The following is a 15,706-nucleotide window of genomic DNA, read 5'->3' as shown; positions in this document are numbered from 1 at the left end:
CAGGTTTGCAATAAGTTTGATTTCTATGGGAACAATTGTCGGAACATTACTAACTTTGTACCCACAGACTGAATAAAAACAGATAAAATTGAAGAAATATGAAGGTAATTGCAGTATTGAGAAAAAGCAACTCACTCGTGTATATCAGAGTGATGTTTGGCAGGGATAAAGATGTCAAAGTTTCAACCTCCATGCACATCGACCCCATCTATTGGGACAGCAAAATTCCTGGTTACAAGAACACGAAGAAAGTGCCTAAGGAGGTGCGTGAGAAGTTCAACAACACGTTGAAGGATATGATAGCGTATGTCGAGGCGAATGTTGACAAGAATGTGACCTGCCCTGTTCTGACAGCCATCATTGATGACTTCCTCCATCCCGACAGAAAGAGCAAGGAGAATGCCAAGACAGAGGACACCACTCCATGGGGAAACGGCTTCTTTGACAGAGCCGAGCAGTATCTGACTGAGTACAAGACCAAGAACGCAAGCGGAATCCGTGCCGTATTCAGAAGGCTTGAACGGTTGGAGGCGTGGAAAAGGGAAATGGAAGGTGATACCTATTTCAGGTATGAGGTTTCTACCTTTGGAGCGGAGCAGCTGGAGGAGTATATGAAGTATGTGACGGAGGAATACGACCTCTATGTGAAGCATCCCGACTTCTTCGCCAAGTTCGGGTTGTACCACTCCACCATGCGCCCCTCTTCCAAGAACTCCTCTTTTAGTGGAGGACTTAGGTTGAAGGCATTTCTCAACTGGTGTGTAAAGAAGGGCTATTCGGACGATGTGTCTTTCCGGCAGGTGCAGACCCACGGTCATGTCTATGGCGATGCCTACTATCTGACTATCGAGGAGCGCAGCCAAGTCTATCAGTGTCAGTACGGACGCAGTTACCATGCCTCTCTTGTAAGGGATATGTTTGTCTTCCAGTGCCTTGTAGGGTGCAGGATGGGCGACCTGTTCAATCTAACTCGCAGCAACATCATTGACGGATGGCTGGAGTATATCCCTGGCAAGAACCTGAACAACGGCAACACCGAGCTTGTGCGTGTGCCTCTAAGCGACACAGCCAAGGAGATACTGGCAAGATACAGCCATGTCTCGCCACGTCTGTTCCCTGCCATCTGCGAGGCTCAGTACAACATGTACATCAAGTTCGTGCTTGACTTCGCCGGCATACACCGTATGGTCACTGTGCTCAATCCTCTGACCAGACAACCCGAACAGAGGATGCTCTGTGATGTGGCAACCTCCCACACGGCACGCAAGACTTTCATCGGCAACCTCTATGCCAAGGTGAAAGACCAGGCTTTGGTTTCCTCACTCACGGGACACTCGCCCCAGAGCCGTGCCTTCCAGCGTTACCGCACCATCGACGACACCATGAAGCGTGAGTTGATTGGCATGTTGGAAGAGTGATTTCACCAACTTATATATAATCATTAGATATATACATACTATGAACGTAACAGCATTTGTAAGGCAGACCGCCACAGCCAAGAAGAAGGCAACCATCTATATCCGTGTTCGTGACAACGATACCAAGACAGACATCAAGGCGGCAACGGAACTTTCCATCAATCCTGCCTATTGGGATGCGGACAGGCAGGGCTACAAAAGCCGCGTGACTATGGTTCGTGACGAGGAGCGCAGGATATTGAACGATGCCGTCCACGACCTCTGCCGCACGGTGTCGCAGGAATACTTCAAGGGCGCAACGAGCGACTGGCTGAAAAAGACCATCTTCTGTTTCCACCATCCGAATGCGTACAAACTGACGCAAACGACCGTACAGGAAACGAGACTTTCAAAGTTGGTGGAGGAATATATCTCGCACAAGGACTTCGACAAGCGGCAAGCCACTTCGGTAAGGGGACTGGTGGGCAAGATTGAGCGTTTCGAGAGGTTTCAGCGCAACGTCCGCAAGAAGAAGGACTACACTATGAATGTGAACAATTTCACCGTGGATGATTTGGAAGCCTTCCAGTATTATCTCATCCATGAGAATGAATACTATCACCAATACCCGCAGCTCTATCTGGGCATGGACAAGTGGACAGCAGGAACGAAGCGTTCGGACAATACGCTGCATACGATATTCACACGACTGAGGACAGTTGTAAGGTGGTGCATACACCAAGGCATCACCAAGAACAACCCCTTTGACGTGTTCGAGATACCCAAAGCCATCTTCGGCACTCCGTTCTTCCTCACCATCGAGGAGCGTGACAGGATATGGAGCCACGACTTTACCGACAGCCCTCATCTGGCAATGTTCCGTGACATGTTCGTCTTCCAGTGTTTCATCGGTTGCCGCTTCGGCGACTTGATGCGTCTGACTAACGGAAGTGTCATTGACGGAGTTCTGGAGTATATCGCCCACAAGACGATGAAGCACGATGCGAGAACCATACGTGTGCCACTTAGCAAGACTGCCATGACCATCTATGAGCGATACCGGGGTGTCCCCACCAAGTCACTGTTTCCCCATTACAATGTGAGCGACTACAACAAGGGCATCCGTGAGGTGTTGCGGACAGTGGGCATCAACAGGATTGTCAGCGTGCTCGACCCGGTGACGAGGCAGAATGTACAGAAGCCGCTCTATGAAGTGGCAACCTCCCACACAGCGCGCAAGACCTTCATCGGCAACCTCTACAAGCAGGTGAAAGACCCAAGTCTTATTTCCTCCATGTCGGGGCACACCAACGGAAGCCAGGCATTTGCCAGATACCGCACCATTGATGACGAGATGAAAAGGGAACTTATCGGGATGCTCGACTGACAGGACATTTGCCACTATTGATGACACGTTCTTTTGACAGGAATATTATATGAGAGACTACGGCTGCAGGGGATTTTGGCTGTACACAAGTTGTACCTGTTCCCCCTGTCGCCTTTACAGAACAAGATTGTTTCAGGATAACTTTTTTAGATTTATGGACTTGTTAAGCATGATAGAAGCAGGCGGCAAGATGAAGATCGAGGTGTCGAGTGACGACCTTGTTCTCTTTGCCGACCGACTTATTGAGAAAGCGATGGAAGCCAAGACACTCATGATGGAGCAGACTCCCGAAGATGAGACCTGGCTGAGTACGGATGAAGTTGCCAAGATGTGCGGTGTCTGTGAAACCACACTCTGGTCATGGGAGAAGAAAGGCTACCTCGTGCCTTCACGCATGGGCAGGAAGAAGCGATACGCCCTTTCCGCCATCCAGAAGTTACTTTCCTCACATACCGATGCGGCAGCAGCCGACAAATAGCGATAGGCAGCCATTTGTATCAACCACGGCTCGGTATGGCTTCGCAGCCTTGCCTCTCGGGTGTTCGCCCACTTCTGTCTTCCCTCTTTTCCCTTTCCAGCAGCGCAGCAATCTTGATTGCCACGTCTGAGAAGAAAGTTTGGAGTGTTTGGGGAGCAAGTATAGGTTTTACGTCCCGAAAAACCACGGCTGAGAAGCCGACCGTGCCACACACGACAGTCAAAGATATGGATAAGCCCCAAACACCCAAGAGCAGAAAGCAGAAGAACAAGGGCGGTCGCCCAAGGTCTGACGAGAGGGAGAAACGGAAGTATTCCGTCAAGGTATATTTCGACCAAGGCAGCTACACGAAGCTGTTGCGAAGGAGCAAGAACAGGCAATGCTCGCTGTCCTCACTCGTCTATGAACTTGCAGTAAACGGCTACGTCCGTGAAGCGATGTCGAAGGAGGATGCCGCCAATCTCCGCTCCCTGTCGGGCATGGCGAACAACCTCAACCAGCTCGCCCATGAGGCTCATGTCCACCATTTCTCCTTTGTTGAAAAAAGGGTCTTGGAACTGGCAGGGAGGATTGACGAGGTTCTCGTCCGGCTGGGTAACTCTTAGTGATATATACTTACTCGTCCCACTATGTGCACTTACTTTGCCAAGTATCTGCACATACTTGGGCATTTATCTGCACATACTTTTTATAGCAACCTTTATGATAGCACAGATTAACACCGGCAGGGGATTCGGAGGGCTGGTAAACTATGCCAATGACATTGCCCATAAGAACACTGCCATCATAGCATCGGCTGGTGTAAGCACCACTTCAAATGCCACCATCGTTGCCAGTTTCAAGGCACAGGCTCGGATGCGTCCATCACTGAAGAATTTCGTGGGACACATATCACTGAGTTTCCACCCAGATGACACACCCAGGCTCACCAACGAGTTCATGGCGGAAGTGGCACAGGAGTATCTCCGCAGACGTGGAATTGTGAACACCCAGTTCGTGATATTCCGACACCATGACCAGCCGCACGGTCACGTCCATATCGTTTACAACCGTATAGATAATGACGGCAATGCCATCAAGGGCGACTGCAATTTCCGTGCATCGGCGGCAGTCACCAAGGCTCTGACAAGAGAATATGGACTGACCTTCGGCAAGGGCAAAAGGGATGTCAGGCGCAGCCACCTTAAAGGCAGGGATGCGGTAAAGTACCAGTTGTATGACACCATTTCCGCAGTCCTCCGCCACTGTCACGACTGGCAGACGCTTCGGACAGCACTGGCGGCTCGTGGCATCACCATGAACTTTGTCCAAGGCGATGACGGTCGCATCTGTGGCGTCACTTTTACGGACAACAGTCATGGGGTCACTCTTTCCGGGAGCAAGATAGACCGCAGCCTGTCTCTCGTCCAGTTGAGCAGGACGCTGGGCGCACCAGAGAACCAAGTTCACCTTTCTTCCCTCATTTCCGATCGTGACGAGACCCGGACGGAAGTCGGTCAGTCGGTCGGCTTGCTTCATGGCAGCACATCTTCCAACGCGTGGCAGCACGAGGCTTCTGCTTCCTCACCTGTTGGCTCTGATGAAGTGGCAGGCAATGCCGATAACGAAGGTTCGTCTGTCGGCAGCAATATAGCGGAAGCAGTGGCAGAAGTTATACTCCAGCCAACCATTGCCCACACATCAGGAGGTGGCGGTGGAGGCAACGACCGTGGTTGGAATGACGAGGACAAGGAGAAGAACAAGAAGAAACGTAACGGAGGAATGAGGAGATAAGCGTATGGCAAACAGAAAAGTGACACCCTTGAAGGATGAACCTGGCACGTCTTTGGAAGACATACAGGTTGGACTGTCCAATTGTATTCAGGCAATCAACAACCTTTCGGGCAAGATTGACACCCTTGCCAAGCCTACCTCCAATGACACGTTTTCATTGAAGGATGCCGTTGGCAAGGCTGCGGCAAATGAGGTAAGGCTGCTGTTGGAGGCTCGACAGAAGAAGTTTGCAGAAGAGGAAGAAGCAGCAAAGGCAAGAGGCGAGATAACACAGCAGGAATACTTCCAGACCTTGACCGAAAGATATGATGAAGTACTCACCAAGTGCATCGCTCTTGTAGATGCCCACAAGAAGCATTGGCCGGAGTTAGTACACCAGTGCGAGGACACCGTTAAGAGGGTCGGAGAACAGAGCCGGAAGAACTCGGATGCCCTGACCAAGATAGCGGATTTCGTCAACAAGATAACAGGAGCGCAACAGCGCAAATGCGTTCCTCCTTCATTGCCCAAGGACAAGGCAGAGGTCATTCCGTTCGTGAAGCAATACCTCTTGTATGTGGTCAAGCGTCTCTGCCACTCCTGGCACTTCCAAAAGTTTCTCCACATCTGCATGTGTACATTGTCGGCAGTATTCCTATGCGCCTTGTGCATCATCGCCAATGACAACGCAAGGCTGAGAACCATCGAGGAGAAGTATGTCCTTCTCCGTGACTTCTCCAGACTGGATGACCGCACCTCACAGCGAGCCGACTACATAGAATGGCTCTACTCTGACGAGGACGAACACCGTCAGGAAATAGATAAACTCTGGCAACAGAGACAACAACGATTGATTAACAAAAAGCAAAAATGATTATGAGCGAACAAGAAAACAACAGCCCAAGACAAGCAGCCGTCAATGCCCTCATCAGTTGGGCAAAGACTGGCTGGGGCTATTACTCCATGCGTGATGCAGTAGACAACTATCTGGAATCATGTGGCGCAAACCGCCCCTCCATCGGTGGCGAAGAGACCATCCTCGCTCACAGAAAAATAGCAGCCAACCGACTGGCGATTGACTGCATATATGCGTTGTCCAAGGAAGAACTGTCCAAGGTGGACAGGGAGTTGGAAAGGATTGTTAGCAACGTGCAGAGGCAAGGGTATGGGATGAAAAGATAATGGCGATGGCATATAAATCGCCCCCAAAAAATTGTTATTCCCTTCATTCCAACTTGTTCCTAAATATAGTTATTCTTTATCAGGTTTTTCATTTCTCCATCTATTGATTTCATTTACAGCATTGTCTCTTTCTCTTTTAGCAGAATCGTACTGGTGTTTCTCAAATTCATGTGGCTTATCACCCTTTATTTTCATTAGGGATGCATTATGACGCATGTTACTTTCTGCTGACGATTTTTTTTGTTCCGCTTCACTTATATGACGACTAATTTCAGCTTTGGTATATCCTTTGAACGTGTTTTTTTCAGAATCAGAGAAACTTGTTTCATTTAAATTGTCACTTGATGAAAAAAAACGATGTCCTTGCCTTGTATTTCTTGGTTCTCTGAACATATACTCTGCTTCATCAAATACCCGTTCTGCTTCCATAAACTTTTGGACACTCCTCTGAATATCTTCAGACTCCGTATAATCATCAATTCTTGAAGCCCAATAGTGCATATCACTAAGAGAGTTGCTCATTGCTTGATGTAACTCTTCTAGATAACTGTTTGGCATTTTGTCCTCTTCAGATTCCATAGAATGATTGTCATAATAAACGAAATCACTCTGTTGGAAATGGTTTATACAATCTTTAAATGTCGGAGAAGTGAGATTGTCGTGAATGTAAGTTTTAGCGAAATATACACCTTCTCTAAGTGCGTCAATTCTTATAGCTCCCTCTGGATGTGTCACACCTCCAATTGAATTCATAAGAGATCTCTCCATTTGTGACACATCGATACCATTAAGTCCAGCCCTAACACCTGACATAAAATCACAGCATAGTTCTTCTTGAGGAGCGCTAAAGTTTAACGCTTCAATACCTTGTAACATTCTATGAGTTGTTTCATGTGTTATCACAAGATCAAGGCTGTCTTGTGAACTAATTCCCAAATTCTTGAGTTGCTGAATGTCGATATTAAGAATGTCGTCATCTAAAGAATTGGAATTGTTAAGAAACACACCTGTAGAAAGTGGCGATGCATATATGTATTCAGGATTGTCTATATGAAAGAAATCACTTGCTGTTTGTACAGAGTGAGCAATCATTTCGTTAGTAAACTCTGAACCATATACACCACGGAATAAGTCAAAGTCGGAGTCTTGAGAATAATGTACCATATCAATAAATTCCATATTTTATCTATTTATAGGGTTTCCCGTCTTGTCAATTTCATAATATGGTTGTTTAGATGAACCATGCTTTCGCACTAAAGCAATTCCATTATTAAAATGCCCAGCTTGTCGCCATCCTCCCTCTATAACTATATTCCCTTTAATATCTATATAATTGTAGTTATTGCGTTCACTTGGATGATTCTGTTGTATAACAGATAAACCTTCACAGAAATGAAATGGTTCATATGATATCGGCAAACGATTTAGAATCTTTCTGTTTCGATTTAAAATATAACAACAATTATATGGCCCTTCATTGGGGCAATCACCTATATAGACTAAAAAATGTTCCGAATCTACAAATTCTATATGTTCGAAACAACAAGGTACTATAAGATGTCCATCCTTGTCTTTGATTCCATATTTGTTATTCCGTAATCGTTTGGAAAATAAACAAAAATTTTCACCATTAATAGTAATAGGTTCTTCGTAAATGATTTTTCTATCATTACTATCATTTGACAGAGCCATTATTTCACCTTTATTATTTAGCACAAACTCAACATTATTGATAATGGCATATATTCTATCAACAGAAGTTTCTACAATTTCGTCAAAAACACATGGAATAATTTCTTCACCATTTTCATTGATAAATCCGTATTTATTTACACCATATGGACGCTCTTTTAATAATTTATTATTACTGCCCCCAAAAATAACATATTCTTTGGCTTTTACTTTTGCTAAACCATCTTCAAAATGTGATATTTCTGAATATATATTATTCCATTGATCAGATGGATATTTCAATAGGGGTTCTTCCATTGGAGACTGTTCTACAACAGCAGGTCTTTCCTTCCACATTTCATAAGGAAGAAAAGACACATTAAATTGTTCACAAATACTTTTTATAATATGCGACTGCTTAGTAACTGTATGATCATTGAACACAACCTGCTCAATATCATTGTTATCACGCAAAATTCTTTCTATTTTTAAGCCACCATCAACCCAGTCATTGTAAAACTCTGCTATATCAATTGTTATAGAATGTTCTTGCGTACAATCGTAATTATTATTTCTACAAACCGCACGATAGTCTTGATTGCTATGATTACCTAACCAAGACATATACTCCTTGGGAAGATGGACATTAAATTCTCCCTCTACATCACTGCCGAAAAGGATATTTTTTAGATTTTCCCACTGGCTGACGATCTTTGCATACGCATCAGCATTCTCAGGCAAATTAAAACCTGAAATGAGCTGAGCTTTTGGTACATTAATACCACTCTTGGATATAATAGAACATCCTAATTCATAGAAGAAGGCATTCTGTAATGTTCCGTTGTCAGATACACATAAGATTTCATCTGTATTCTGAACAGGATTGTTGTTTATGTCTATATACAATGTTTTCATAATATCCAAAGCTTTTTGCCTTCATTATTGAATATTTCTTTTCCGGAATAATCATAATAGTGAAAATCATTATCTTTTCTCACTTCGATACCGTTCCCGTTATCACAAAAATACCATGCATCAAAATTGAAAATCATTTTTTTGTTTTGGAGATCGTATAATCCAACTTTCCAATCTTCAGTTCGTAATTCTACAAGATTTGAATTGATAAAGTTCCCTAAATGACAGAGATTGTTAAGTTCGTCAATCTTCCTTTTGCTACCATCTGTTTGAATCGACATCAAGATTCCTTTAGATTTTCTTGATTGTTTATTTTCTTGTGCTTCAATAAAATAAATTATTGAATCAGAAACACGAGGTACATACCATACATCAGAGCCTAAATTATATTTCGTCTTTCCTAATTTATCTATAATTTTCAACTCTCCATTAGTTGTAAAAAGTGCAAACAAGTCATTACCTATTGAACTGAGTCTATGGGCTTCAGTAGAAAACAAAATGCGTCCTTTGAGATCTAATATTTTTACTATATCAGTACTAAGACCTCTTGCATTTGTTTGTTCAATAATATACTTGTTGTCAACCAAACTTAAATATCTGTCATAAGTTGTTTCATAAATAGTGTTCATATTTGAATCATAGAGAATATTATGATCAATCCTAACTCCTAAAGATGTCCTTTTTTGGGGACAATATGAAATTTCACCTATAATATCTTCTGTTTCATATTCATCATCATCTTCAGCATACTGCACCTCAGCCGTTATTTGGCTATCACCAACAGAAATAAAAGAAATACCTCTTGTCATAGGAATAATTTCAAATCCATCAGAATCTATGACTGTTGTGCCATAATCATTGTGGCACTCAAAAAATGAAACACCTCTGTCTTCTTCACTTATATCAAATACTTTGTCTATGTAACTATATTCAAAAGGAACCATTTCTTGCCTACCCTCTGAATCGTATTTGATTATACCATATTTCGTCCCTTTTTTGACTATAATACATGTATAATCCTTTTGGATTGTGGCTGAGACGATTTCATCGTTTTCAAATGGATATAACTCTTCATTTTTATTGTTAATGACTCCCCATCTACACTTTTTACCTATTAATTTAGATACAGCATACATGCCTCTATATAACCAATTCATTTCATCGTATTGGGGAGTAATAATATATTGTTTTGTTCTAGAGTCATAAACGCCCCATTTAGAATTGTCTTTTATCAATACGAAATCACTATAAGCATATTTTGCATCATCAAATTCCTTATTCATTATAACATTCATATTTTTATCAAATATGAGGATTTTCCCATTATCTAATTCACAGATTGTGTGCGATTCTTCAGAAATGGGTCTGTCGTTAATGCTATATTTTAAAGATATCCCACGATGTCCATCATATACAACTTCTTTTATTTCGTTTTTATTAGAAATCATATATACCTTATTGTTTGAAAGGACTAAACTATTAGAATAAATAGCTACATCATCAAGAATTACATCACCCTTAGTGTTGATAATGGAATAGTAATCCTCTGTAACTTCTTGGATAGCATACATAAAACTCTTACAGTTGTTATTGTTTTGTGTATTTGCACTTAAAATATCAACATGATCAGAGAAGTTTTCATAAGCTATAAAAGACAAATCGTCAAACTGCTTTTTGAGTTTTTTTACTATTTGAGATTTTCTAGTTACAACATCGTCATTGAAAACAATTTGCTTAATATCGTTATTTTCGCGCAATGTTTTTACTAAAGACCTTATAAAGTCATCGTTGACATACTCATCGTAAAACTCTTTCACATCAATGGTGACAATGAGTTCTTTAGTGCAATCATACGATTTATTTCGACAAATCGCACGATACTCTTGATTGCTATGATTACCCAGCCAAGACATATACTCCTTGGGAAGATGAACATTAAATTCTCCCTCTACATCATTGCCGAAAAGGATTGCCTTTAATTCTTCCCATTGTTTTATGATTTTTGCATACGCATCAACGTTTTCAGGCAAATTAAAGCCAGATATGAGTTGTGCTTTTGGTACATTAATACCACTCTTTGACAGAATTGAACATCCTAACTCATAGAAGAAATCGTTCAATAATGTTTCATTGTCAGATACACAAATCATTTCATCTGTATTCTGAACAGGTTTGTTGTTTATATCTATATATAATGTTCTCATGTTACAGTTGTTCTAAACGTTTATCAAGTTTCTTGTAATGTTTCTTATATTTATTGTCTTTTTCCATTTCTTCGAGAATAGCCATGAACCACTGCTTATCAACAGCAGTAATTGATTGAACACATTCGGTAAAGAAATCGTTAAAATCTAAATTAACATCTTCCTCGTTTAGTTTCATGTTTTTACGAGCGTAGGTACGTATTCTTTCCTCCAAAGTTTCTTCTTTAGAATTGTGTACATTTAGTGTGAGGCTTATTTCACGAGCCTGAACATCTCTTAATGCGGCCAATTTGGGCATGGATTGTTTTTCTGCATCCCTTAAACCATATAGTAAATTTTCATATTCAGTGGCAATCTTCTCGCAAGCATTTTTATTTGTTAATATAGGATTGAATAACTCCTCATTCATAACACATTTATGGAAAATTGGAGCAGCCTTAGTGCCAAGTAGATGATGTGTATCAGCCATCATACTTATATTTATACCTATATGGGCAGCTAATATTGATGCTATAGGGATAAGATCTTGACTAAGGTCCATTTTAAACATACTTAGAAGCCCAAAAGCTTCAAGTTCGTCTAATGTACCGTTCTCTACATGTTCTTGAATCTTCAATGCATCATAAATCTTGACATTATTGGACAGAAGTCTATATTTAGCTCGTAAAATTCTTAAATCCTCATCGGGAAGAGAACATTCATCAAGATAATCCATCACCTTAATCGCTTTCTTGGAACGATTATATATTGTTTCTGCTACGATTAAATCTATATCAAGTGGAATAGTGTATTCTTCACGTTCATGTTCAGAAGACGTGTAGCCAATGTTCCATGCAGAAAATGCTATATGGAAATTCTTGCCATCAAATCTAGGTTCCAAGACCACACAGGGCATATCCTTTAAGAAGAAATGTAAGGTCTCACTTGCATGCATACCTGAAGTTACTTTTTCGTTCCATGCAGTAGGATAGAACATGACAGGACGCTCGCTTGAAGGATTATAATTGCGAGTAATAATACCTTCAAGTGTGTGAAAGGTTAATTCCCAGACTTTCGTACTTAATTCACGATGATACTGGAATCTGGAATCCATCTGTAAAGGTGCAATAAATATGCTAAGTGGCTCTGGATTTTTTTCATAAGTTTCAATTTCATTACGCAATTCCTCTAATTCATATTTAGTAAGTTTCTTATTATCATCTTTTTCAGAAAGCCTCAATAGCGATTTCAAAGAGTGTGGTCGATTTTGTAACAAAACTATAGGTGATATGTTAAGAGGGAAAGATTTCAGGGCATCAAGTACCATGTTGTTCTGAAGGAGATTCATGGCATTCATACGAGAAATAAGAACTTGCGTTTCACGCATTGCCAAAGCCTGATATTCAGCAATCATTCTATTATTTCTATTGTTCATCTCTGCCAATCCTTTTTGCAGTTCCTCCTGTCTTTCCTGAAGCCGCAATTGGAATTGCATCCGTTTGTATTCCATGTGTTCCTGGAACTCCATACGCTTACATTCCAAATCTATTTGATGCTGGTAATTGTCAGCATCTCTTTCACGTTGAAAAATTTGGCTCTCCATTTGCATTCTCTCTTGAAACGTTTCTCGTTTTCCTTCAACTATATAAGAAATGTTTCGCTCAGGATGTACGTAGTCTTGGTATGTTCTAAATGCCATAGAACCACCAACCATAAGTGAGCCTAGTCCTTGAACAGTACCACTTCCTCCCTTACTTAAAGCGCTTATTGTTACCGGATCCATATCTAAAATAATTTTGTTTTACATTATACTATCATCTGTCATGAATGCTATTGCTTCATCATTGCTATCTGTAACGTCTGACATGAAGCTATCTGTGACAGCTGAATCTAAAGAGTTGTCTATTTGAGACAAACTATCACCAGCAGAAACAAAAGATTGGGCGCAACCCATTGTTTTTGTCGAAAAACTATCGGATATACTATCAAAAGCCAAATAATCATTATCCGGGGATATTTGAGAATTTGGTTGGCTCTCAAACAAATTAAGATTGGCATCTAACTTTGGTAATTCAAAATCCATACACAAGATTTCGTTTGGAATACTCAATTCATCCATAGAAGAGAATCTCATTGTTTCCTCTATTGCATCACTTGCTGACACAATATCCTGTAATATTGCATCTTGATTGATTGCAGCAGAAACGATTTGAGAATCGTCCATGGTGAGATTGCCATCAAAATAGGCAGCCAATTGTTCAATACTCATATTAGTATTCATACGCTTCCTCCTTTCTGCACGCTTTCGCATATTGTTCTTTTGCAAGTTTATGTTTATTATAGTAATTTGCCATAGTCATACCAAGAGCTTCTGCAGTTTCTTCATTAGTCATGTTTTCCAAATATCGAAGACGTATGAGTGTTCGATATCGCTCATTTGGCATTGAGGCTATTATACGTTCTGCATCATGACGATTGATTTCCGATAAATCTATATCTTCAGAAGACACTATGTCTATTAATCTATCAGTATTATCATTATTTTCCTCATCTAATATAGTATCAGTCATAGGCAACCGTCCTTTTCTTTCATACCTGTTATAACAAAAGAATAGAGTTACAGCCTTAAGCCAAGTTGCAAGAGTACTCTCTCCACGATAGTTTTGTAGTTGGCAACGCCCAGTCTCTCGCCCAGGAGTCATAATAACTACGTATATTTGATTGATTAATTCTACAACAGAAGCACAATCTGTATAGTAGTTGTCATAAATGGCCTTAAAGAGAGGATAGCATTTTATATACATATACTCACGAGTCGCTTGTCCGTCTCTCATGAGAATAGCATGTGCTATCTGTAAGTCTTCTTTATATATTTTTACAAGTTTCATATATACATATGGTTTTTATTCTATATTGCTTATCAGGAGCTCCTTTACATCAACTTCTAATATATTGGCAATCCTATTCAACGTAGCCAAATCAGGTTGTGCTGAATTCGAACACCATTTACTTATAGTACAATTGCTTTTACCCAATTGTTCCGCAAGCCATTTACCTGTTCTTTTCTTTTTTACAAGCTGAACTTTAATCTGATTTAATTCTGTAGACATATTAATCAAAAGTTTTAATTTTGACGCAAAGTTATATATTTTATACGACAATAAAAAATAATAGAAGGGAAAAGTGGTATTTAGGATGAAAATTTAACTTAAATTGATGGTTATGCATCGTTTTGCTGCATCATTTCTTCTATATTTACGGATAAATGATTTTGAAATAGGAATTTCTAAAGAATAATAGAATGTCGGAATGTAAGTCTTTAGATAATTTGGTATGGATTTTAAGAATATCAGTCACAAATCGGGAACATTTGAAATACGACGATAATCTATCTTCTTCTACCTCAACAATATAGTCATTGACTTTGTGTTCTCGGTAGAAATGCACAGTACTTTTGAATGGTGAACGAATCGTTCAGCGTAGAAAGCAGCTCCCTTCAAGATGAAGTACGATACACCAGGCCTATCTTTCCTTTTTTCGATAGTCCCTTTTCAAGCAAAGGGAAAAGAAAGAAACGAGGATGACGGATTGAAGTTGATATTCGACACCTCAGCCCCATTTTTTCTTCTTTGAATAAGCAAAGCTGCATCTCGGCATAATTGCCCAAGCTTGGTAAGTTCTGCTCTCGATTTGCATTTGCTTTCACGGCAAAAAGTCTTAATCGCACTAAGAAGATATGGGTTCGTTTCAAACGACACCATCGGAGAAACAGAGCCAAGACCATTCTGTTCTTCTATGGTTACGACACAAAATGTACAGTTGTAAAGTCAAGGCAAAAGCCAGTCTCCAGTTATATCCAGTTGCCTTCACTTGCCATGTTTAGTTTGCAATCGCTCAAAATGCCGTGTTAATGAATGTAAACGGCAAAATTGCCATTTGAAGCCTAATTTACCTTACTGAACCATTGTCTTTTGATATACCCCACAAGCTTGCTTCCTTGTCTCATTTTGGGAACAAATTTCTTTTCAAACTCAAAAACCTATACTGTATATCAATGACTTATGAAGATATTGTGTGTTTCGGAGGAAATTGCCAAGTATGTGCCTATCGTAGTGAAGCTCTGCTATGCCATTGCAGGTGTGGTTGCCATCGTCGGTGCGATCTCAGTTTACATCGCCATGAACAACGAGGAACAGGATGTCAAGAAGAAGATCATGATGGTCGTCGGCGCATGTATTTTCCTCATTGCAGCAGCCCAGGCACTGCCTCTGTTCTTCGGTATTGGAGGTTAAGCGCAGCGTGAGATTGCGAGTATGTAGAACGTTAAAACACTGACAGTTATGGCTGATACAAAGCAAGAACGGTTTCCGGACTATCCCATTTTCAAGGGACTGCAACGTCCATTGGAGTTCTTCGGGTTGCAGGGACGCTACATCTACTGGGCGGCTGCCACAGCGGGAGGATCCGTTGCGGGCTTCATCCTCGGCTACTGTATCTTCGGTTTCGTGGCAGGACTCGTGTTGCTTGTCCTCGCCGTGGCTGTCGGTGGCGTTCTCATCGTCATGAAGCAGCGCAAGGGCTTGCACAGCAAGAAGAGTGACAACGGCATATTCATCTATGCCTATTCCAAGAAAGTTTAAGGAAGAAGCCTATTGGGGCTGATTCCGAAAGAAAAGACTGTAAAACAAAAAAGAATCCATTATGTCCAAGTGGAATGTAATCTGTAATTTCAATTGAATGA

General features: G+C 41.1%; 15 protein-coding genes and 1 pseudogene. 9 read left to right on the top strand and 7 right to left on the bottom strand.

The window, feature by feature from the left end:
- The first annotated feature begins 98 nt into the window (after positions 1 to 98).
- From CIK93_RS08310 to CIK93_RS08280, 7 genes are all read left to right on the top strand, one after another.
- Positions 99 to 1,418, top strand: coding sequence for a hypothetical protein (locus CIK93_RS08310; RefSeq protein ID WP_094447069.1), 1,320 nt, complete (start codon positions 99 to 101; stop codon positions 1,416 to 1,418).
- A gap of 40 nt (positions 1,419 to 1,458) precedes the next feature.
- Positions 1,459 to 2,784, top strand: coding sequence for a site-specific integrase (locus tag CIK93_RS08305; RefSeq protein ID WP_094447068.1), 1,326 nt, complete (start codon positions 1,459 to 1,461; stop codon positions 2,782 to 2,784).
- A gap of 169 nt (positions 2,785 to 2,953) precedes the next feature.
- Entirely contained in the window at positions 2,954 to 3,262 is a 309-nt protein-coding gene (locus CIK93_RS08300; RefSeq protein WP_254046765.1) for a helix-turn-helix domain-containing protein, read from the top strand.
- A 227-nt stretch (positions 3,263 to 3,489) separates the two neighbouring features.
- Positions 3,490 to 3,867, top strand: coding sequence for a MobC family plasmid mobilization relaxosome protein (locus CIK93_RS08295; RefSeq protein WP_094447075.1), 378 nt, complete (start codon positions 3,490 to 3,492; stop codon positions 3,865 to 3,867).
- Positions 3,868 to 3,964: 97 nt separating this feature from the next.
- Complete coding sequence (locus tag CIK93_RS08290) at positions 3,965 to 5,035, top strand: relaxase/mobilization nuclease domain-containing protein (RefSeq protein ID WP_158215500.1); 1,071 nt, start codon at positions 3,965 to 3,967, stop codon at positions 5,033 to 5,035.
- Between the two features lie 4 nt (positions 5,036 to 5,039).
- Positions 5,040 to 5,888 (top strand): hypothetical protein, encoded by an 849-nt coding sequence (locus tag CIK93_RS08285; RefSeq protein WP_094447065.1) that lies wholly within the window; start codon positions 5,040 to 5,042, stop codon positions 5,886 to 5,888.
- A gap of 2 nt (positions 5,889 to 5,890) precedes the next feature.
- Positions 5,891 to 6,196, top strand: coding sequence for a hypothetical protein (locus CIK93_RS08280; RefSeq protein ID WP_094447074.1), 306 nt, complete (start codon positions 5,891 to 5,893; stop codon positions 6,194 to 6,196).
- 69 nt (positions 6,197 to 6,265) lie between these two features.
- On the opposite strand, the gene CIK93_RS08275 is transcribed toward CIK93_RS08280, so the two are convergent.
- The 7 genes from CIK93_RS08275 to CIK93_RS08245 are packed head-to-tail and all read right to left on the bottom strand — an operon-like array spanning position 6,266 to position 14,075.
- The gene (locus CIK93_RS08275) at positions 6,266 to 7,375 is read right to left on the bottom strand and encodes a hypothetical protein (protein ID WP_094447064.1); all 1,110 of its coding nucleotides are present in this window, start codon (positions 7,373 to 7,375) and stop codon (positions 6,266 to 6,268) included.
- 3 nt (positions 7,376 to 7,378) lie between these two features.
- Complete coding sequence (locus CIK93_RS08270; RefSeq protein WP_094447063.1) at positions 7,379 to 8,782, bottom strand: WG repeat-containing protein; 1,404 nt, start codon at positions 8,780 to 8,782, stop codon at positions 7,379 to 7,381.
- On the bottom strand, positions 8,779 to 10,986 hold the full coding sequence (locus CIK93_RS08265) for a hypothetical protein (protein WP_094447062.1): 2,208 nt from the start codon (positions 10,984 to 10,986) through the stop codon (positions 8,779 to 8,781). Before CIK93_RS08265 ends, CIK93_RS08270 begins: the two co-directional genes overlap by 4 nt.
- Position 10,987: 1 nt before the next feature.
- Positions 10,988 to 12,748: a hypothetical protein gene (locus tag CIK93_RS08260; RefSeq protein ID WP_094447061.1), complete on the bottom strand. Its 1,761-nt coding sequence runs from the start codon at positions 12,746 to 12,748 to the stop codon at positions 10,988 to 10,990.
- Positions 12,749 to 12,766: 18 nt separating this feature from the next.
- Positions 12,767 to 13,234, bottom strand: a complete 468-nt coding sequence (locus tag CIK93_RS08255) for a hypothetical protein (RefSeq protein WP_144007609.1) — start codon at positions 13,232 to 13,234, stop codon at positions 12,767 to 12,769.
- A 1-nt stretch (position 13,235) separates the two neighbouring features.
- On the bottom strand, positions 13,236 to 13,853 hold the full coding sequence (locus CIK93_RS08250) for an RNA polymerase sigma factor (protein ID WP_094447059.1): 618 nt from the start codon (positions 13,851 to 13,853) through the stop codon (positions 13,236 to 13,238).
- A gap of 15 nt (positions 13,854 to 13,868) precedes the next feature.
- Positions 13,869 to 14,075 (bottom strand): helix-turn-helix domain-containing protein, encoded by a 207-nt coding sequence (locus CIK93_RS08245; protein ID WP_094447058.1) that lies wholly within the window; start codon positions 14,073 to 14,075, stop codon positions 13,869 to 13,871.
- 966 nt (positions 14,076 to 15,041) lie between these two features.
- Here CIK93_RS08245 and CIK93_RS08240 point away from each other — a divergent pair.
- Positions 15,042 to 15,257 (top strand): annotated as a pseudogene (locus CIK93_RS08240) (DUF4134 domain-containing protein); the annotation flags it as partial.
- A 48-nt stretch (positions 15,258 to 15,305) separates the two neighbouring features.
- Positions 15,306 to 15,605, top strand: a complete 300-nt coding sequence (locus tag CIK93_RS08235; protein ID WP_094399561.1) for a DUF4133 domain-containing protein — start codon at positions 15,306 to 15,308, stop codon at positions 15,603 to 15,605.
- Positions 15,606 to 15,706 lie beyond the last annotated feature (101 nt).

It is taken from the genome of Prevotella sp. P3-92 (genome assembly GCF_002251205.1).
Lineage (GTDB): Bacteria > Bacteroidota > Bacteroidia > Bacteroidales > Bacteroidaceae > Prevotella.
This window is presented reverse-complemented; position numbering and strand designations above follow the sequence as displayed.